The sequence below is a fragment of the Vibrio sp. 10N.222.52.B12 genome (assembly GCF_002875385.1).
GTDB classification, from domain to species: domain Bacteria; phylum Pseudomonadota; class Gammaproteobacteria; order Enterobacterales; family Vibrionaceae; genus Vibrio; species Vibrio jasicida.
This window is the reverse complement of sequence record NZ_MDAW01000109.1, coordinates 24,629-43,719: the sequence shown is the minus strand read 5'-3', so window position 1 is coordinate 43,719 and position 19,091 is coordinate 24,629. Positions and strand designations below refer to the sequence as shown.

Annotated in this window: 26 protein-coding genes; 11 read left to right on the top strand and 15 right to left on the bottom strand. The window is 46.3% G+C overall.

Annotated elements, in window-relative coordinates:
* Positions 1 to 137 precede the first annotated feature (137 nt).
* Both BCT11_RS09090 and BCT11_RS09085 read right to left on the bottom strand, forming a co-directional pair.
* A complete protein-coding gene (locus BCT11_RS09090) occupies positions 138 to 731 on the bottom strand; it encodes a DUF2913 family protein (protein WP_102388132.1) in 594 nt (197 codons plus the stop codon).
* Between the two features lie 103 nt (positions 732 to 834).
* Positions 835 to 996 (bottom strand): Hok/Gef family protein, encoded by a 162-nt coding sequence (locus BCT11_RS09085; RefSeq protein ID WP_077202352.1) that lies wholly within the window; start codon positions 994 to 996, stop codon positions 835 to 837.
* 834 nt (positions 997 to 1,830) lie between these two features.
* On the opposite strand from BCT11_RS09085, the gene BCT11_RS09080 reads away from it, so the two are divergent.
* The 10 genes from BCT11_RS09080 to BCT11_RS09035 all read left to right on the top strand — a co-directional run bounded on the left by BCT11_RS09080 (position 1,831) and on the right by BCT11_RS09035 (position 6,579).
* Positions 1,831 to 2,064: a hypothetical protein gene (locus tag BCT11_RS09080; RefSeq protein ID WP_023623340.1), complete on the top strand. Its 234-nt coding sequence runs from the start codon at positions 1,831 to 1,833 to the stop codon at positions 2,062 to 2,064.
* Positions 2,057 to 2,353: a hypothetical protein gene (locus BCT11_RS09075; protein WP_102388131.1), complete on the top strand. Its 297-nt coding sequence runs from the start codon at positions 2,057 to 2,059 to the stop codon at positions 2,351 to 2,353. The genes BCT11_RS09080 and BCT11_RS09075 overlap by 8 nt, the downstream gene beginning before the upstream one ends.
* A gap of 159 nt (positions 2,354 to 2,512) precedes the next feature.
* Positions 2,513 to 2,851 (top strand): hypothetical protein, encoded by a 339-nt coding sequence (locus BCT11_RS09070; protein WP_102388129.1) that lies wholly within the window; start codon positions 2,513 to 2,515, stop codon positions 2,849 to 2,851.
* A gap of 61 nt (positions 2,852 to 2,912) precedes the next feature.
* Entirely contained in the window at positions 2,913 to 3,443 is a 531-nt protein-coding gene (locus tag BCT11_RS09065) for an antirestriction protein (protein WP_241909007.1), read from the top strand.
* Positions 3,444 to 3,518: 75 nt separating this feature from the next.
* Positions 3,519 to 3,743, top strand: a complete 225-nt coding sequence (locus BCT11_RS09060) for a hypothetical protein (RefSeq protein ID WP_198593933.1) — start codon at positions 3,519 to 3,521, stop codon at positions 3,741 to 3,743.
* A 109-nt stretch (positions 3,744 to 3,852) separates the two neighbouring features.
* Entirely contained in the window at positions 3,853 to 4,746 is an 894-nt protein-coding gene (locus BCT11_RS09055) for a zincin-like metallopeptidase domain-containing protein (RefSeq protein WP_102388125.1), read from the top strand.
* A gap of 97 nt (positions 4,747 to 4,843) precedes the next feature.
* On the top strand, positions 4,844 to 5,182 hold the full coding sequence (locus BCT11_RS09050; protein ID WP_102388108.1) for a hypothetical protein: 339 nt from the start codon (positions 4,844 to 4,846) through the stop codon (positions 5,180 to 5,182).
* Between the two features lie 159 nt (positions 5,183 to 5,341).
* Positions 5,342 to 5,755 carry an antirestriction protein gene (locus tag BCT11_RS09045; RefSeq protein WP_025789709.1) on the top strand — a complete coding sequence of 138 codons (414 nt, stop codon included), beginning with the start codon at positions 5,342 to 5,344 and terminating at the stop codon, positions 5,753 to 5,755.
* Between the two features lie 87 nt (positions 5,756 to 5,842).
* A complete protein-coding gene (locus BCT11_RS09040; RefSeq protein WP_102388107.1) occupies positions 5,843 to 6,259 on the top strand; it encodes a hypothetical protein in 417 nt (138 codons plus the stop codon).
* Positions 6,260 to 6,318: 59 nt separating this feature from the next.
* Positions 6,319 to 6,579, top strand: coding sequence for a hypothetical protein (locus BCT11_RS09035; protein ID WP_133152145.1), 261 nt, complete (start codon positions 6,319 to 6,321; stop codon positions 6,577 to 6,579).
* Between the two features lie 502 nt (positions 6,580 to 7,081).
* Here BCT11_RS09035 and BCT11_RS09025 read toward each other — a convergent pair.
* The 12 genes from BCT11_RS09025 to traF form a co-directional block, all read right to left on the bottom strand.
* A complete protein-coding gene (locus BCT11_RS09025; RefSeq protein WP_102388104.1) occupies positions 7,082 to 9,292 on the bottom strand; it encodes a DNA topoisomerase in 2,211 nt (736 codons plus the stop codon).
* A gap of 66 nt (positions 9,293 to 9,358) precedes the next feature.
* Positions 9,359 to 10,099, bottom strand: coding sequence for a MobC family replication-relaxation protein (mobC, locus tag BCT11_RS09020; protein WP_102388103.1), 741 nt, complete (start codon positions 10,097 to 10,099; stop codon positions 9,359 to 9,361).
* Positions 10,096 to 10,635: a DUF1845 domain-containing protein gene (locus tag BCT11_RS09015; protein ID WP_102388102.1), complete on the bottom strand. Its 540-nt coding sequence runs from the start codon at positions 10,633 to 10,635 to the stop codon at positions 10,096 to 10,098. Before BCT11_RS09015 ends, mobC begins: the two co-directional genes overlap by 4 nt.
* Positions 10,632 to 12,566, bottom strand: a complete 1,935-nt coding sequence (locus tag BCT11_RS09010; protein WP_102388101.1) for a type IV secretory system conjugative DNA transfer family protein — start codon at positions 12,564 to 12,566, stop codon at positions 10,632 to 10,634. Before BCT11_RS09010 ends, BCT11_RS09015 begins: the two co-directional genes overlap by 4 nt.
* A gap of 992 nt (positions 12,567 to 13,558) precedes the next feature.
* Complete coding sequence (locus tag BCT11_RS09005; protein WP_102388100.1) at positions 13,559 to 13,966, bottom strand: H-NS family nucleoid-associated regulatory protein; 408 nt, start codon at positions 13,964 to 13,966, stop codon at positions 13,559 to 13,561.
* A 353-nt stretch (positions 13,967 to 14,319) separates the two neighbouring features.
* A complete protein-coding gene (locus tag BCT11_RS09000) occupies positions 14,320 to 14,664 on the bottom strand; it encodes a hypothetical protein (protein ID WP_102388099.1) in 345 nt (114 codons plus the stop codon).
* A 40-nt stretch (positions 14,665 to 14,704) separates the two neighbouring features.
* On the bottom strand, positions 14,705 to 15,427 hold the full coding sequence (locus BCT11_RS08995) for a hypothetical protein (protein WP_241909006.1): 723 nt from the start codon (positions 15,425 to 15,427) through the stop codon (positions 14,705 to 14,707).
* The gene (locus BCT11_RS08990; protein ID WP_102388097.1) at positions 15,420 to 15,725 is read right to left on the bottom strand and encodes a hypothetical protein; all 306 of its coding nucleotides are present in this window, start codon (positions 15,723 to 15,725) and stop codon (positions 15,420 to 15,422) included. The genes BCT11_RS08995 and BCT11_RS08990 overlap by 8 nt, the downstream gene beginning before the upstream one ends.
* A gap of 10 nt (positions 15,726 to 15,735) precedes the next feature.
* Positions 15,736 to 16,317, bottom strand: a complete 582-nt coding sequence (locus tag BCT11_RS08985) for a hypothetical protein (RefSeq protein WP_102388096.1) — start codon at positions 16,315 to 16,317, stop codon at positions 15,736 to 15,738.
* Between the two features lie 89 nt (positions 16,318 to 16,406).
* A complete protein-coding gene (locus BCT11_RS08980) occupies positions 16,407 to 16,697 on the bottom strand; it encodes a hypothetical protein (RefSeq protein WP_102388095.1) in 291 nt (96 codons plus the stop codon).
* 346 nt (positions 16,698 to 17,043) lie between these two features.
* Positions 17,044 to 17,559: a lytic transglycosylase domain-containing protein gene (locus tag BCT11_RS08970; protein WP_102388093.1), complete on the bottom strand. Its 516-nt coding sequence runs from the start codon at positions 17,557 to 17,559 to the stop codon at positions 17,044 to 17,046.
* Between the two features lie 6 nt (positions 17,560 to 17,565).
* A complete protein-coding gene (gene traF, locus BCT11_RS08965) occupies positions 17,566 to 18,078 on the bottom strand; it encodes a conjugative transfer signal peptidase TraF (RefSeq protein WP_157939358.1) in 513 nt (170 codons plus the stop codon).
* A 269-nt stretch (positions 18,079 to 18,347) separates the two neighbouring features.
* Between traF and BCT11_RS08960 the strand changes: the two genes are divergently transcribed.
* The gene (locus BCT11_RS08960; protein ID WP_102388091.1) at positions 18,348 to 18,731 is read left to right on the top strand and encodes a hypothetical protein; all 384 of its coding nucleotides are present in this window, start codon (positions 18,348 to 18,350) and stop codon (positions 18,729 to 18,731) included.
* A gap of 3 nt (positions 18,732 to 18,734) precedes the next feature.
* Here the strand turns inward: BCT11_RS08960 and BCT11_RS08955 are convergent, their stop codons facing one another.
* Positions 18,735 to 19,019, bottom strand: a complete 285-nt coding sequence (locus BCT11_RS08955) for a helix-turn-helix domain-containing protein (protein ID WP_102388090.1) — start codon at positions 19,017 to 19,019, stop codon at positions 18,735 to 18,737.
* Positions 19,020 to 19,091 lie beyond the last annotated feature (72 nt).

The window sequence follows — 19,091 nt, the reverse complement described above, 5'->3', positions numbered from 1 at the left end:
AACCTATTTGAGTCATGACCCTTTCTTTCTCAATTTTCTTTTCTTTTGCATTGAAATACGTAACGTGAAAAGTCGGCATAAAATCGGTGTCCTTTGTTCGGTTTGTGATTCACTGTGTCGCATACGTTTCTGCTGCATTACACCCGATAGTCAACGGGATATACTAGGATATGCGCTTGGTGTGTCTGGGCATTCCACTCCTTCATTTCAGCCAGGAACAGGCCGTGAGTGTTGATGGAGTTAATGAGCTCTGGTGCGCGTTCCAACTGGATTAGCATAGACAGTGGTGCCACTTGCTTGTGTTCTTGATCAAAGCCATGCTCTATCTGATCTGAAATCATGTAAAGAATATTAGGTTCTGCTTCGCTGCCTTCTTCAAACAATCGAGACTCGATCCCTTCTGCGTCATATAAATGAACCAGTAAGTTATACAGTTTTTCAGCGCCAACAAGTTTCGTTCGATTTGCTTGTGAGTTCAGTTCATGTAATCGCATCTCTAAGTTTCCCCCTTGTTTTCTCGCTACGCTGAGCATCAGTTTGATGTCTTTTTTGATATTCGATAATGACTTATCGTTGAGCTTTGGTTTGAGGTATTTGATCAGAATGTCATTGCGTGTCGCGACTGGTACAAAGCGGGTGGATACGGATACCTGACACAGTAAATGAAGCAGGGCGTGGGTAATTACGTTGTGAAGGTTGTGGTAGTAGTCAAAGTCTCGTTTGATTTGCATAGCCAAGATAACGTTGAGGATTAGTTTTTAGAATATGGGTGCTCGTTGACCTGTCTCGTTACAATACTGAATCAGGAAGAGGGTTGCCCCTCTTCCTGTCCAGCTACTTCATACGTGTTTCGTAGACAACGAAGCGTGCCAGAAAGTCTGTGCCGCCTCCTTTATACCGAACCTCGCAAAGCGAGTCTCGGACTATCAGAAGTCCACACAGTATTGTGATGCAAATGACCACTAAGCCCATCAGGGCGGTTTTACTTTTTGGCATTTTTCATTGCCTCCACTCGATGAAGAGGCTAGTATTTGTATTGTCAGATACATTACATCGCCTCGTTTGAATTTATAGTTCATTCGGGGCTTTGTTCTTTCTACCACTTGCAAATATGCTCAAGTGAAATGCTCATGGTAGAAACACCAAGAGCACCCAACGCCATTCTAAAGCTTTTCAGCGTCCCTCTCTATCCTTTTGTTTGTCTATTACTATTTTGACGCTGCTTGTGTTTGGCGGTTATCAATGCGGTTATGCTCTGTGCTGGTCTTTATCTGTATCAAGAAAGTATCTTTGGGAGTGAGGCGCAAGTAACGTCATGTCGTCACATTGCTAATAACGGAACAGTGATTAATAAAGCCTCAAAAAGTGAGGGGAGCGACATATCTCACTATTGCTTTGTAAATGATATGCAATAGCATTGCTACTTGGTGCGATGGGCGTTAGGCTATTTAACGAAGGCAAGTTACTTCACTCCGATTTGCCTTATACATCTGACGAGTATTTGTTTATAGCACTACTCAACACTCCAATGTGTAAAATCGACAAGTCTATTTTGTACTGCCACCGCTCTCACGGTGGTTTTTTTTTGAGTGATGCCTTATTGTCAAGAGAGGTTTAACAGTGAATCGGTAGTCTGTTTAAAGCTTTCTACTTCCCTCTCTATCGTTTTGTTTCTCGACGATTTCTCAAAGCCGTTCAAGCCGCCGCGAAGGACTCTAAATGTGATTGCTTCGTCAATTATTTATACAGATTACTTGTGTAGTGTCAATATACTTTACTGATTTGTATTTAATGGTAAAGTATTTTTACTTACGATGATGGAGGTATCCTTTGAGCTTTATACCCGATTATAAGTTGTCAGAGCTGAGCAAAATGGCCGGTTTTAATACCGTTGATGAATTGGCGATGTACGCATGTACTACCCGCCAGAACCTCGATAACTGGAACAAAACCGAATCCAAACAAGGCTTTCTGAGAGTCGTCATCATGGGCGCTAAAGTCATGAAAGCCCAAGAGATCAAACGCCAAGCCAATGCGCGAGCAGAGAGGGAATTGCATGTCTAAACCCTTGCTCGATGATGCCGTTTTAAAGCTGATTGATGCCAAGCTACTTCTAAACGGTCACGTTACCAGTAAAGACATTTACCGTCACCTGGGCTTAGGTCGGCAAAAGGTGAGCAAGGTATTTCAAGACTATTTAGCGGCGAACCCTAGTTCGATGGTTTACGTGCCAGCCAAGAAAAAATACATGGCAACCGACGATTTCAAGCCGTGCTTTCTGGGAGAGGTTAAAGCGGGTGAGTTTGTTGACGCCTTAATCACGGTTTTCGGCACATTCACCGACGATGAATAAAGAGGGCGATGACGAGTGAGCCTAAAAGGCGATATGGCATAGGGGGCGGTCATATCATCATTGAACATGGCCAGTTACTTAAGAGCCGTCCCGTTCCTGATGGCGCTCGCAAGCTTATTGGCAACGGAATATATGAAACCTTAACGACGAGGAAGAGACATGAAGCGTATCGAAGCAATCATAACGGATGAATGGATGTTTGATGATGGTCAAGAGACCCAAGAATGTATCGCGTCATTTCAAAGCGTGGTGTACGCCTCTTACCAAGACTACATGGCGGATTTGCTCGTGCTTAGCCAAAATGATGATTTTAAGTTCGCTTTACCGCATGAAACGGACAGCCATTTTCCGCGACGCACGGCAGAAGAGCGGCAGGACATCATCATCAAAAAAGTTCATGCACGACGACGCTATCAAGAGCACATTGAAAACGGAGGCTCCGAGGAAGAGACCAGCAGCGCTCTTTCTGATTTTCCCCTCAAAAAAGCCCATCATTAAATTGACGGGCTTTTTTATACTCCGATATACTGGAGACGCAACGCATCAGACGTTGTAAATCTTGGCTAAGGCAACCATTCATAATCGAGTGGTGCCAGAGCCCAAGATTATGATTGATGGCCTCGCTTGTCTTCAATCCATCAATTCAAAGGTGATCGTCATGATTACTGCCGCAATGATCCCCAAGCAAGAACGTTTAACGTTTTATCCATCCACGACAAAGCAATTTCGTTTTTTGAAAAGAACGATCCACCGCTTCTCTGAACTATACCTAAAGGGGTATTACAGGAAGGGGGGAAGGTATTGGCAATTTCTGACACTAAGTAACGGTGGTCGGTTCGCCTATCCGGTTATGGAGGCGCCCGTCACTTTCTACGATCCGAATCACGATACCTGGCATGCGTTTTCTCAAGAAGCGGCAGGCATTTGTATTTGGTTGGTGGCATTACGAACCTGTGCAACGGTGGCGCTTGAACGAGACCATTTTGTCGAAATGGACAATTTCAGCCATTATCATTCGCGACTTATGGAATACGCGAACGAGCACGTAGAGTGGGATAATATTGCTCACTTTATCACATCCATTCATTAGCGCTCAGCGCGTTGTACTCACCACAGGAGAAGGCCTGTGGGGGCTTCTCTTGTTTTATTTTAAAGGAGACGCCTGATGCTAGAACTGGGTACGAGCTTCCAAAAATCAAGCGCTATGCGCTTAGAAGAAGTGCACATCAAAACCATCAACGCCGGTGATACGGTGATCCACAATGAAAATCTAAAGACGGTTGGTCAGAGTGACATCCAAGACTGCTCCTTTATGGGGCCGTTACTTTTTGGTGACGCTTACCACTTAGGTCACAAGCCTGTCATCAAGGTGACATTCTTATGTGACTAAGTGACCCCCTTCTGTAGCGGAACGACTCCGCAGGCAACGCCAGTTCGACTGGCCGTTGCCAGCCGAATAAGCAAATTGTTATCAATTTACTCATTCAAGGAGTAGCGACATGGCTACAAAACCAATGAAAAACGATTTTTACCAAGACATCACCAATCAAGTCATCGAGGCGCTAGAGCAAGGGGTTAAACCTTGGTCATGCCCTTGGGATGTGACCCACGCATCAGGCATTCCATGTAACTATCAGAGTCAAACCGAATATAAAGGGTTGAATATCATGTTACTTTGGATGAGTGCGCAGCTTAACCGCTTTTCATCCAACAAATGGCTGACGTACAAGCAGTCGAAAGCGCTTGGTGGCCAGGTTAGAAAGGGAGAAAAAGGGACAGCGATTTTCTTTTTCAAAATCGTGGAGAAGAAAAACCGGCACGAAGATGATAATGACGAGCAAGATACCTACGCGATGTTACGAACCTTTAAGGTTTTTAACGTTGATCAAATTGATGGTATTGAAGACGATGAAGTGGCCATGGCGCGCCCTGAACGTGATGAGATAGCATTGATTGATGAAGCTGAGCGCTTCATTCAGCAGACGGGGGTATCTATTCGTTATGGTGGACAGAAAGCGTTTTATCGTCCATCTACGGATGACGTTGTCATTCCTGAACGTGAAAGGTTCGCTTCGACAGCCGATCTCTATGCCACCATTATGCATGAGTTGACGCATTGGACGGGACATCAATCTCGTTTAGATCGTGACAGCAAAGGGCGGTTTGGTAGCAAGGATTACGCTTTTGAAGAGTTAATCGCTGAACTCGGGGCCGCTTTTACCATGGCTGATTTGGGGATAGTTGGTGACGTTCAACACGAATCTTATATCGCAAACTGGTTGGAGGCGTTGAAAAATGACAAGCGTTATGTTTTTAAAGCCGCCGCTCAAGCCAGTAAAGCGCATCAATACCTCATGTCGCTGAATGAAATGAAGATTTCTAAAGCGGCATAGCGAAAGTGCCCGATCATGTTATTGCATGATCGGGCTTTTTTTTGTTCAATCTGGATCGGTTAATCTATGCGTTTGGATGCATTTAAATGGAGGCGCAATGAAAAAAATAGAAGCGATTAAAACTGGGCTGTTTTTTTACGATGACGGGGAGTCAAACCGGTCTCTCAGAGAGAACTTTGAAAGCCAAGTTTACTGCTCATTCGATGACATGATGTTCGACCTCTATTTGCTGAGCAAAAATGAGGACTTCAAGTTTGCCTTGGCACATGAAACCGAAAGCCATTTACCTCGACGCACACCCGAAGAGCGTCAAGCACTGCTCGTGAAAAAGGTTCACGCCCAGCGTCGCTATCAAGACCACCTAGAAAAAGGAGGGACAGAGCTTCAATTGAGTGGCATGTTAGCCGATTTTGATAAGAAAAAAGCCCGTCATTGATTGACGAGCTTTTTCACACTTCGTTATACTAGCAGCACAACGCATCAGACGTTGTAAATCTTGGCCAGTGCTACCATTCATAATCGAGTGGTGCCAGAGCCCAAGATTATGATTGATAGCCTCGCTTGTTGTCAATCCATCAATTCAAAGGTGATCGTCATGATTACTGCATCAATTGTTCCCACTCAGGAACGCCCTAATTTTTATCCATCAATGACCTCAAACTACCTCACGGTTGAGCAAGCTGTGTATCATTTTTCTGATCAGTTTTTACCGGATTATTCTGGTGGTTACTGGGAGTTTGTGACGTTAAGCAATGGCGGGAAGTTTGCTTATCCAGAAATGGGTGAGCCTGTCGCTGTCAATAATGATTACAACTGTGCGTCAGCATCGCTTTCTAAGGAAGCCGCAGGTATTTGTATCTGGATAATCATGTTGGGCAACTGCGCCATGTCTGCTTATCAAAAGGGCAACAAAGCGGAGCTGGATAACCTCAGTGAGCATCAAGTTTTGCTCATGGATTACGCCAGAGAACACGCTGAGTGGGAGAACATTGCTCGCGTGATTAACTAATGGTTTAAGCCATTGAAGCGTTAAGCGCTTTTTACCACAGGAGAAGTCCTGTGGGGCTTCTCTTTTTTACTTTATTGGAGAAGTCTAATGTTAAAACTTGATGCTATCGTGAACACCCAACAAATCTTTGAAAACACCCCATCGAAGGTGGCGACGCACTATCATTTAGCGCGTCATAGCTACTTGTCACTGACAGAAGAGGGGCGCTTGTACATTTGGTGCTGCGTCAATGAAGCCTGGATTGAAACACAAAGTCCGCTTCATGAAGAGGGGCTGGTCCTGAATCTTCGCGCTCTTGCCAGTGCCGGTGTCAGCTTTGCGGGTTTGCACCCATGCGCTCGATGCCACAGCACCATACACAATCATATTATGGTTGGTCGTGATGGCAGCGTGGTGTTGAACTGCCTAAGTTGTGGTTCGGTTATCAACGTATGGCGTGATATTTGGGAGGGCGTCCAGAAAGGAGCTCAACCCTATACTCTCGTTGAATCATGTCCGCGCTGATTATAGTCGATACCCTACGGCGTGGTTGGTTCACTGACTCATCGTCAAATGGAGGGGAAATGAAAACAAACATGACAATATCGCTATGCAATATTGAACTCAATCTTATGATTTCAGTAGCGAAACACCGCTATACCCCTGTTAGTCACGAGGATGCGACATTAGACCTTGAGGCAATAGAGGTAGGTTTAGACTTAGGAAGCCGTAAAGTTGAATTGTTGGCTACCATGCGTGAAGCTCTGGATAACATAAAATTTTTAGATTCAAGTGTTTATGACGCATTTGTCTATGCTTATAACGGCGCTTTAGAGGCGAATTAATGTTTAAAAGTGGTTGTAATAAATGGCCACGCATGAACACTGTGATGACACCAAATAGCCCGATAACATGATGATGTTATCGGGTTTTTTCATTCATGGACGTCAGCTAAGTGCCTTTCGAGTGCAGAGACCAATCGGCAGTGTTCATCCGCCGTGAAGGGCTCAGCACTTTCTAAGATGGTGGCTCTTAATATTCGCTTGGTGGTTTCCTGTGACGTGTGGAGATACTGCTGGGTGACGAACATGAGTTTGGAAAACGAGGGGTGATTGAGGACGAGTGGTTTACGACCGTGAACTCGCAACTCAAATCGTTCGAGGACATAGTCATCTTCATCATCTTCTAAGCACACCCAAGGATCGTGATTGTCTCGCATTTGGATAACGCTCTATCGTACTGGACGGGGAGGTGGTGTATTTATCTTAGCACCTTCCATGGCGCTAAGATAAATCAGCACTTTGAAGGAAGGTTAACATCATCACGCGCTGTGATGTTTGTTCAGTGTTAGAGTTCGCCTCGATCACGGTCAGGTTTGCCGTTTTGGTCAAAATAGCGCACCTTACATTTCGGAAAGCCACTGCATCCCCACCAAAATGATCCTTCTTTCTTGGCAGGTCTTCGCACAAGCGGATTGCCACACTGTTTGCAGAACTCTTCTGTGCTTGGCGCAACACTCTGGCGTGGCTTGGGGTTGAAGTTTGGCTTACCGTTGTCGTCAGGGAACGTCGTCTTACAATCAGGGTAGCGATTGCAGGCATGAAATGGGCCATGTTTACCAGGGCGTTTAATGAGCGTGCCTTGCTGGCAGGTTGGGCAAGTCACGCCGCTGCGCTTCACGAAAGGCACACCGTGTGTTTTGACGTGCTCGACTTGGAGATGGATATACTTGTTTACGTCACTTAAGAACGATTCAATATTGAGCTGCTGCTTCGAAATCTTATCTAAGCTGCCCTCCCAAATCGCGGAAATGTCTGGCCGTACAATCTCATCAGGGAGGAGGGCGCAGAACTCTTGTCCCGCTTCCGTCGTTTTGTAGACCGGGTTTTTGTAGCCTTTCTCTTTGCCTAAGCGAACAAGGTGTGTCAGCTTACCTACCTTTTCAATATGGCCGCTTCGCGTGGCTTCTGTCCCGATGGATCCGTTTTCCCCCGCCGTGTCTTTGTCTTTCGCCTCCAGTGTTTTGCGCAGTTCCGGATCTTTAATGAACTTGGCCGCTTGGGTCATGGCTTTGAGTAAACCGGCGTCATCAAAGTATTTTGGTGGTTTGGTTTCACGCTGCTCCATATCCACTTGTGTACACGAGCCTTGCGTACCTTTGACCATCGAGGTGAGATCTAGGGCGTTTTGATTCGGTTCGTCTTGATGTTCACCTTTAAACAGCACTTCCCACCCTTGTTTGCTGAGAGTGGTTTGGGTGGCACGGTAGCAGCGGCCGGTGCAATCCACATCAAGCGCCACTTTGTCGCGTACGGAGCCAGGGTAGAACAACGCAATAAAGCGTTTGGCCACCAATTCATACAGGTTGCGCTCACGGTCGTTAAGATCGATACCAGCGCCGCTTTTCTCGGTAGGTACAATCGCGTGGTGCGCTTCTATTTTGCTGGCATTAAAGGCTTTGTGACTGGAGGTCGTCGCGGCGTGTTCAATGGCGGTATCAAGATGGGACAGTGTCCCTGTTATGGCCGCAAAGATACTGGAGCGGTTCTCCAGATGCGCATCGGAAAGGTACTGGTTATCACTGCGCGGATAGGTCAGCAGCTTATGCTTTTCATACAGCCCTTGCAAAGTATCTAGCACGTCTTTCGGTTTATAGCCCCATCGCTTTGACGCTTCAATTTGCAGCTTTGACAGGTTGAATGGCATTGGTGGTTGGCGGTGTTCCGTCTTTTGTTCAATGCTGGAGATATGAGCATTTGCTCCGGTGTCCGCTTCTTTGGTCGCCGCGACTTCCAGTGACGAAATCATACGACCTTTGTCATCGAGCTCGAATGCTTCATCAGGAATGAGCTTGCCTTTGATGATGTTGCCACCCATATCAAAGTGACCAAATAACTCGTAGTAAAAGCGCTTCTGGTGGTTTTGGTTTGCCAGGGTGCGTTCGTTAATCATGCCTATCATCGCCGTAATGACTCGGCCAATATTGAGCACTTCATCAAAACCTTTCTCTCTCGCTTTAAGGGTATAGGCGCGAGTCAGGTTATAACCGAAGGTTTGGTCGGCGATAGCGCGAGCTAACGCTTTTTGGGTCAGTGGTTGGAAGTGTTCATTCGGCTGTAAGTTTGCCAGCGCAGCTTTCACCGGCTTATCGTTCAAATCGGCAATCAAGACACGTTGCACCGGCTTGGTGTTGTTTGCATAGGTCAGCACCTCATCGACCAACAAACAGCCTTCCGGATCGGGGTCGCCTGCGTGAACAATGCTGTCTGCTTTGTCTATCCAACTCAGCACAACTTTGAGCTGCTTCGCTGCGCCCTGACGCGGCTTCATTCTTGGCGGGTAGTGTGTGCTCAAAGGTAGGTACGACAAGGCCCATTTTTTATGTTCAATGTTGTAATCTTCTGGGTCGCACAGGGCAAGCAAGTGACCGACGCACCATGTCACCACCTCTTGGCCATGTTGATAGTATCCGTCTTTTTTCTCGGTGTTGACGTCACCGCCGAGACCTTTAAAGATGGCCACCGCCAACGACGGCTTTTCTGCAATAAATACACGCATAACGTTTTCTCCAGATGTCAGTGTCCCTCGATGCGACGCATCGATAGGGAGGCGTGAGTGATGAAATTATTGAAGGGTAAGGGTTTTGAGTTCGTCGAGCGTGAAGATACGCACGAGCTTTGAACGGTAATGTTCAAACGGGTGTTTGGATTCGCTGAAAGGAATGTATTCAATGCGGTCAAAGCGCTTTTCGAGCAGTGGCTTCATGTTTTCATTGGGGACAATGTAAAACACGGCGCTCCAATAACCTTTTTGCTTCGCCAAGATATGGCTCTTGAATATCGAACGATATCGAGACGCGTTTTTTAAGGTTCGCTCTGTTTCTATCGCGATAGTGAACCCGTTTGGGGTGGTCATGATGGCATCAGGCCGGTGTTCTACGTCATAATGGTGCCGAAACGAATATTGATCGGCATTGTGCCAATCGCTCCAACCATTTTGCTGTAAGTAAATTTGCACCTTTTGATTCATGAGCTTGTGCTCCAGTGTTGGAAACTTCACTCGGTGTGGCTCAAAAGGACGAAAGTCTTCATTGATGCTTTTGATGTTCTGTGTGATCCCTAAATCGGTGATCCCCCAAATGGAAACCTTACCCGTTTGAAACTCAAACTCATGTTTGTGGAGGTAACCAAGGTGAATAAGTTTATTTAATAGTCGATCGAGGGGGGCTCTATCACGATAATTAAGCAGCAACATGAAGTTATTTAAGTCGGTATAAGTTTCATGTTTTAGAAACTGTATTACCGTTGCCATCTTCTCCTGGTTGCGCTGTAAGCGTGCTTGTTTGGATGCGATCAATTGGTTCATGTTTTTGCCTCCGCTTCTTTGCGCACTTTGTGAAAAGAGAGGCAAGTTCGATGCACATTACGTAACAGTTCGTCGAGTTGAACGGTCGTGCTGGTTCGATGATGTTGCATCTCTGTTTCGGTTAACTCACCTTCCATTCGCGCTTGATAAAGCGCAGCAAAGTACGCATCACAAGATAAAAAGACCTTCATTAACATGACGCTCGCTGGCGTATAGTGGCGCGACTCCACCGCCACATCGATCGGCTCATTGACTATGATTTCTCGAATGTCTTCACTGTCGCAGTCATTGATCAACTGGCGGTGCTGTTGATTGATGTCATTACGCAGAGCACGCACTTTTTCAAGTAACGCGTCGGCGGTACGTTTGGCCAGTTGCGTGGTCAGGTTTTGAGCCGGTCGTGACGCAAATGCTTCAACAGAGAAAAGCGATTGGAAAATAAAAAGCCCATCGATGGGCTTTTTAATTTTCTTTTTATGGGCGCTGTAGGTGTGGTGATCCCATATCGATAACAGGCGTTTACTGTGCAGTTTCATTGTTCCACTCCTTCAATTTTCTTTAGAAATGCCTCAACTTCTTTCTCATCAATCTCTGTTGCTAACGCTTGTTCGTCGTGAGGTTCGAGGGGGGTAGGTTGAGTGTTGAACGCATCAAGATTCAGGTCTTCATCAGGCGCTTGATTTGTTTCACTTATCGCTTCTGGTGAAGCTAAGTGGTCATCCAGCTCTTGTCGCGTTTCTGCCACAACAGAGAGCTCCAGTTCTTTTTCTTGATGCGTTTCATCGAACGTAACGAGGGTTTGTTTTTGTACTTTGATCGGCGCAATCAAGGATGGCTTGGGAACGTCATTGGTTGTGAAGATATAGCTGACAAAGTTGGGCAGGTTGAGCAACATGTTGGTATCGACATATTGCCTCTCGGCCATTCTGATGTTGCGTTTATCATCGACCACTTCATTGAGCGTTTTGCTGGATTCGACATAGCGAGTTTCGTCATCCACCAAGATAGTGCCGGACATTTTAGACACCCATTCGGCGGTGTCGGGATCTTGTAAGCGATACACCAATTTGAACTTGGTATTCTCGACCACTGCACCCACCACGGCATCACCGTTAAGATCGGCCGGACAGTCTTTTAAATCGGCAATCGATTGGTGGGCAAGAAGCATGTGCACCCCTTTGTCACGTGCGGCGCCCAAACCTTCCATCGCCGGTTTTGAAATGTGGTATTTCAATTCATCCAAGAAGATAGCAATGGGACGCGGCTTACCCGCCACACGGTCGCGCATTTCAGCAAGCTGAAATAAACGGATTAAGATCATCTTCTGCGTGATCAATATCTTCGAATTACGCATTGAACCAATGACGTAACAACAGCCGCCATGGTCGAACACATCTTGCAGTCGCATGCCGCCAACCGCATTAATGGACTCGACTAACGAGAGTTCTTCAAGTTTGCCGTAGAACGCTTTGATGGTGTCTTCAAGACCTTGAACATAGAGTGAACTGAACAGTCCTTTGAATGACTGGCGCTCTTCTTCCGTTGCCTTCATTGGGGCTTCTCTGGCCGCTTTTCTGTCGTCGATACGATAGAAATCAGCCACGTCGCCTTTCTCGGCAAGGCTGAATCCAGCCACCATTATCTCTTCGATTTGTTCCGGCGTTGCATCCGCTAAGAGATCGAGTTGAGGCACTTTTTTATTCAGGTCAATCAGGTAGAAAGGTTTGCCCGCTTTTTCACAGGCGTACTTCATCAAGTGCGGTGCCCATTCATCATTTTTAGGGTCCATCACAAACACGCCTTCATCAGCAAGGATAAGTTGATACAAGATCAATCCTGAGGCGACCCCTTTACCGGCACCCGTGGTGCCGATGATGTCCGCGTGCTGTTTTTGGAAGTCAGCCAGTGGGATGTATTGCGGTTTATGTACGCGATCCAATCCGACAAACACGCCTTTATTGAGATCAATGTAGTCTTCGGGATCGTACGCCAGCGTTTCCGGTAAAAAGTGCTTTACCGTGCGCACGTCGGTGCGTTCATCACGCGCCATTTGCGTGCGTTTGGTGAACTTAGATTTAAGCTGGTTCAGATGTGGTGTCGCGACTCGGCGAATGGCAATGTGGGTGCCCACACCAATGAAGAACAGCGGAATATAGAAGTACGAGATAAACGGATACACCAATTCTGAAACAGGTACGTAGCTGGCGGTTTGTACCACAGCAATCAGTGTTGGGATGGTGACGTTGGCGAGTGTCCCAAACAAAAAAAGTAAGATCGCAACGAAGATAAACAGGCGTCGCAATAGGGAGCCTTTTTCGTTTTTTTCCGGTTTGTCAAAGTAGATCGTTGGGGAGATCAAACCGGAGAGAAAACTGAGTACGCTGGCATAGTAAAACGTCAGCAAATACAGTTGAGAGAGTGCCAGTAAAGACAGATCTAAAATGGGATTGATGATCATATCAAACATGATCTTGATACTCCTTGATTGAATACTATCGGCGTCAGTGGTCGGCGTCAGCTATCGGCGTTTAGGTGACGCCGATAGCTGACGCCAATAGAATCCCCAAACCTTTACGCTGAACGCTCCAAGGCATGGGGTTATCCCGAAGGGGATAATCATCTCAAAAGCTGCGCTTTTTCAATGAATTAGAAGGCTCATGCTCGGGGCTGGACGCCCCTGCGCTGATCCTTCTAATTAAAGGCCGAAAACCGCCTCGCTACGCGAGACCAAGCCCCTCTGGAAGGTGAATTAACACTCATTTGGCAGTCGGCGAGCTCCTGTGCTCAAATTCGCGTTATTCAACTAACCAGACGAGCTTGGTCTCGCCTACTCAACGGTTTTCGGGGGCAAGCCCCCAAAACAAAATCGACCTCTGGGGAGGTCTCGCTTTAATCGCTGGACGCTGAGCGTTTTGTTTCGGCTCCCCCGCCTGAGCCTGCGGTCGGGGACTCCCTTGTCTCAGGTTCTCCGCTGAACGCTGCGACCCTAATTTTCATTATCAATCAAGCCCCGCAGAGGGGGCGCTCGGGCGATTGAATGAAATTAGGGCTAGCAATCTAGGCGCACTCAAAGCAGAGCTTTTCGTTTGCTGAGATTGAAAAAAAGCCCGCGCTGTTTCGCTCAATTTGTCTTGCCAAAGTGGGGCGTGGAACGCCGGAATCCACACTTTGGCGGCGACGCATTTCGCGTTTTTGCTTGCGGACTTTTTTAAGCGCTCACTCCTCGTGCATCGAATTTTCCTTTCTCTTTAACAATCCTTTGGGATTGAAATTTGAAAGTAAAATTGACACGAGACGTTCACGAAAGGACAACACGTCCCATCCTCAAGGATGGTCATGTTGCGTGTTCGTCATTACGCTATTTAGCAATCCTTTGGGATTGAAATGGCGTAATGAGTGGTGCGCGAGAAGCGCGCATTGAGAGAGGGGAAGAGACGGTGTTATTGTGACAAAACGAAGTTAGGATTGCGCCATAAAGTCCGAAAGCTCGAAGCCTTCATCGAGTAAACTTTGCAACTCCGCGGGCACCTCACCCACGCCATCCCACGTTTTGTTGTCACCATAAACGTAGGTGTTTGATGGCGTGTTGGTGCCGCTTTTGCTTGCCTTACGAGGTTTCTTTTTCGGCTTCATTAGATCACACAACTTGTCAAAGTCGAGCCCCTTATTAATGATTTGCTCGCGCATCGCTTCGAGCTCTTGGCGCTCTTGCTGCTCTCGCTCGGCTTGTATTTGAGCTTCCAGTTCTTTCTCTTGTTTGAACTCAGTAATGACAGTTAAGACGCGCTCAAGCTGCTCAACACTGGCGTGTTTGAGCACCGTTTTTGCTTGTCTTGGGGTGCTGAGTTTTTTGATGATGTCTTGCATAATTTGTGTTGCCTTTGGTTGATGTTTGAGTCAGAGGACTTAATCACTTATCCATCTACCCACAATCGGCTGGAAATAGATCCTGGAGGTTTCCAGTTTTCCTCATGATGGATAGTTGGATAAGTGAGACGGTGGATGGAAAATGTTTCGTGAGGTGCTAATCTGAGTGTGGAAGTTATCGCGCTGTGCATTTCGTTGATCGTGTTTTAACTCTCGCAGGGCGCGATGATTTCCACCGCGATATCGAGCGCTGGAAATATCAACGCATTGATACTACTGTTATTAGTGACGGTGTGGCTTGTTTCTTTCTCGCAACTCAGGGCAGGTTTCATCGTCTCCCTTCTGCTTTTTTATCATTGAACAACATAAATGAGATCGGCGTTTCTCTTCCTAAGCGCTTCCAACAAATGATGGAGTAAGTAGGTGACGTCCATACTGTCAAACACGCCGATTTGAATATGATTAACGCGTAAGTAATCCAAACTGTTTTTCTCGTCTGGTATTTCGGTTTTACCATCGGTGATGGTGATTTCAAGTTGATCATCGAGTTTCAATACGTGTAGGCATCTTGCGCCCACTCGATACGCATAGAGTGTTATCGTGTTCGGTGTGATGTGCTCGGTTATGCTATCAATAAAAATGCGTAACGCATTTTTATGTGAAGGTGTGATGTCTGGATTAAATATTGGATTAAGCATAGGCGGTACAGTCCTCTTGTTAGGAGATAAAAGCGATGCGTTAAAAAGATATCGCGCCAGTGAACATTCCAAGGTCTACAATGCACTCGATCATTGGTTTGGGTAGTTGCTCATCGGTGAATTTATAGCGTACTTTTCGTTCTTGAATTTTGGACCAGTAAGAACGGGTGGTGAGGTTATTTTTATCTACATTAACGCCAACCAGAAAGGCAGGAAAACCAAGCTGATGATAATGGTGTAAGTCTTCGTAGGATGCCCTTTTGATCAGACGCTGAATGAAGCGACTGATTAAGCAAATGTTTCGTAAGTTTATTTTGGCGTTTTCGCTAACAAAGGCAAAAATACCGCCTTTTTCCCATTTGAACGTGACATGAGCAAATGTCATCGGGCGTGTCGGTTTACTTAATAGGCTCCAATTACAATAAATTTGATAGAGCCCTCTGCGCTCACGCTTAACGTAAACTTCGGCGACACCTTCGTACTCAATCCCACCAGTATCCTCTGCGTCATAGGTATGACGAATCGACCCCATAATGAAAGTATCCCCCACTTTCATTTCTCGAATGCGAGCGCGAAAGTGCAAAGGTAAACGTGCTCGGCGCATCATGTCGTAGCCTTGAATGCGTAAGGTCATCGTTTTGTCTTTTCGACGCAGGGGACGATGTTGCTCCTCAAATGCTCTAAGTTCTTGTTCTTCTTCATCGGTCAGTTGAATGGATGAATTCATTTCCTTGTCCTCTCTTACCACCTTGGAGTTATTCATAATCACTGCATCCATTGGGGCCGCAGTCGATATCAATGCCGTGAGAACAATAGCGAGTGTCTTCATCCCAATCTGGCGTGGAACTTTGCACAACATTGGGTTGGTCACGCTCGTAGCCATGCCGCTCTGCAAGCGCAATCACGGTTTCTTTTTCGTCGTCAGGTAGACGTTCTAGAAGTGCATTTACAGAGGATTGAAAGCGTCTGCTATAGAGCTCAAAGCTGAGTCCACAGCCTCGATGAGCTTGCTTGGCTAGCTGTTCGATGAGTGATGGGTGATCGAGTTTTTCAATGGTCATTTTTACTATCCTATTGTGCACGGCGGGCTTCTTTGAACATCCGCAGATGGTCAACGTAGTAGCGCCAATTCTTCTTCGTTAATGGCTCTTCTGGTGTGAATCGTTTGTCTTCACTGGTGAAGGCAAACAACCCTTTTCGATTCATCAGTGTGGTGATGGCATCGATACCATCCCAACGTAAATAAGCGGTGCGGGTTTGGTAATGTCTGTTGTTAATGTCAAAGCACGCAGGCGCCTTGACCAGAGCGGCAAAGGCCACATCTTGGGTTTCTATTGGGTGGGCTAATGTGCTGCATTGGCGTTTGATGACGCTGTCTGAAACTACAATGGCCTCGATACTCAAATCGATGATGCGCTTGCCATCAATGTGAATAAGCCATTGGTCAATGGCTTCACTGATGTCCGCTTTGACTTCTTCTGTGGTGTCGTTCGCGTGGGTTTGAGGCTTATAGGCGCCATACATGAGGCGATAGGTGAGGTGTGATTCATCAAACTTGGGTTGGTCTGTCACGCCTTCCCTGATAGCGATGATTTCCTTGCAATCGGCAAGAAAGGTTTGGTCGTTGGAGGTGGGAAGTAAAACGTATTGCATGGGGGAGCTCTTTTTGATTGAGATGTTAATTAAGAGAAGGTAGGGTGTTATGAAAGAGGTGGCACCAACACTCCAAGCGTGAAATTCATTCACGGTTTGGTGTCATTTCTTTTACTCGGCGCTGCATGTGACGCGGTGACGAGCGTTTTTTCACGCATGTCTGCCTCTTTTCTCACCCGTTGCCAATAAGCGGCAAACTCAGATGAAGCTTGTTTTAATGTGGTTTGGCTTGGCACATTGAGCCGTCTCATCAGCTCGATATCGCATTCTAAAATGGGTAATTCATTGTCCATTTCGTTCACATCCTTGATGTTGTTAGGGAAAGAGAAAGGCGAAAGTTTTGGGGATTGAGTACCGTTTCTAAGGCTTAAAAATGGCATGACGAGCGTCCATTTTGTATCGAGGGTATTTTGGTCAGATGTTTGTTAGGGTTTAGTTAGATACCCTTAGGACACTTCTTGTCCTGCATTACTTGAGTTAGCATGATATGAGGTAATTCAATAAGCCTTGGCTCGCGATGGAGCGTTGAGTACAAAAAACAGTAAAAGTGAAAATCTTCCGTTATGTCCATATCTCATATGGGCATTTTTTTGTCTGAGAAAAATTTTTCCTATACTGATAGTGAAAGAAATGACGAGATAAAATGTATCCTGCACGTGTACAAACCGGAGTTTCGTCATTTCTTTCATTCCTCGCTAAATTCGTGCGCGAACGTTGTCTTGTTATTTAGTCATAAAGTCCTTGAGTTGAGATACTGGATGGCGCTGCGCGTACACGTCGGGTGATGCTGCTGTTGATGTACTTTTTGACGTATCCATTTCTAAAACCGCGGTTAGGACTGCCGGTGTTGTAATAGGAGAGAGCGATTTGCAGCGCAGCGCCCGGCTCTGGATTTATTTTCAGTGCGCGTTGGTAGCTTTCATGAAGAATTTTCGAGCCAACCTGGATGTTTTTGCAGGGGGTAAACATCTCTTCAATTGTGACGCCGTAAGCCTTGAGGTTGCTTGTGTTGATTTGCATCAGACCCAAATCAACAGAGTGGCCAAGAGAGAGGTAGTAGTTCGCCAAGTCGATGGCTTCCTCTTTTGTTCTCGGTTGTTTAAATTTGGGTGGGCTATGGCCTGGAAGCTTATTGACGTTGATTGCGAAGGGTTTGAAGCTCGATTCGTTTTTTATGACTTGTTCGATGGTGGTCGGGTGGACTTGATAAATGCAGTCGGTGTATGGGGTGATGTCTATCATAGGAAGCTAACCTCCTTTAAAAGTCAGTATGGGTGTTGCCCGCCCGAGAATAGCCTCAGTGCTAACGGCGCCAAAGTAGCGGCCATCGAAGCTGTTAAAGGGGGCGAAATCTGAAAGCAGCAAAACTTCGCCTTTATTCAGAGTGAGGTCTTGAGGCTTAGGTAATGTTCGATGAAGACTATCTGCAGCATGGATTGGGTATTGCGTGAGTGCTTCACCGTTTATGCTGATAACACTATCGAAGGTAATGGTGTCGCCTTGAGTGGCCATGATTTTCTTGATGAGCGGTGTGCTGCCACTTGAGCAGGTGCCGTGCTTTACATAGCCTCGCTCTAAAGCAAGGTTTATTGCGTTGCCACTAGGGGGACAGAAAGAGACCAGTTCACCCCGCTGGTAGGGCGGGGAAGTCGTGATTTGGTACACACCTAGCGGATAGGAAGAGGTTAAATTAATGCGAAATCCCAGAATGTAGACTAGGCTCAGTCCAATGAACGTCGTGAGAAAAACGTTGGTTTTCATGTTTCTAAGCGCTCCCTGATGGCTAGGGAATAATAAGGTAAACTGTGAACAAAATGACATACGATTAACACAGCAATATAACGGATGGGTACAATTGGTCTCGATTTTCTTGGCCCTATTAGAAAATCGCTTCTTGTTACTCTTTATTGATGTACTTATTATTCCGCATCTACCTCGGACTTCGGTTCGAGGTTTTTTTATGCCGTTAAAACAAGGTGATGGCTCGGGTAGCTACGCTACACTTATCATAAAAGAATGCGGAGACGTCGATGGGAAAATACAAGCAACAATATTGGGTATGGGTGACTGTTGGTGGGCTAGGCTTGTACTTTTTGCTTCTTGCTAATGGTTTTAAGCAGTGGGTTGGCATCCCTTTTGATGTGACAGTAGAAATGCTGAACATCCATACCATAGCATTTGCGCTTCTTGTGTTTATCTTGTTCCATAACCCATTGGCGGAATATCTTCTGCCCATCTCTGGCGTCTTTTTCTATCTCGGCTTTGTACCAGTGTTGGACTACCTAGCCATTTTTTATGACACAGAAGCGTTAATCAGCGAACCTTGGTGGGCGACAACAAGGTTTCATGTCGCTGCGGGACTGATGATATTAATCATCGGTTATGCCGTGATGATTTATCGTCGGCGCAGGTGAGCGTTAGTTTTGACTCTGATTGGCCTTCTTGTTTTTCCAATGAGCGTGTGCTCGATAATATCGACGCAGCGTGCCTTTATGTATCCCCAGTATCGCCGCCGCTTGGGTTTGATTGCCGTAGGTATGGATGAGAACTGACTCAGTGAGGGTGCTCTGAATCAAAGGGAGTATCCAATCGAACTTAGGGTCTTCCGGTGAATTGACGAGCTCTTTTTGTATCAGCTCAATGATGGCCGAGCGGTCAATCAAAGGCGGAGGCGTTAAGCGCTTAATATCAGTATCTTGCATAAGTTATCCCTAAGTTGTTCATATTTTTTGTGGATAAGTTGGTGTGTGGAGATTTACTTACCCAATAAAAAG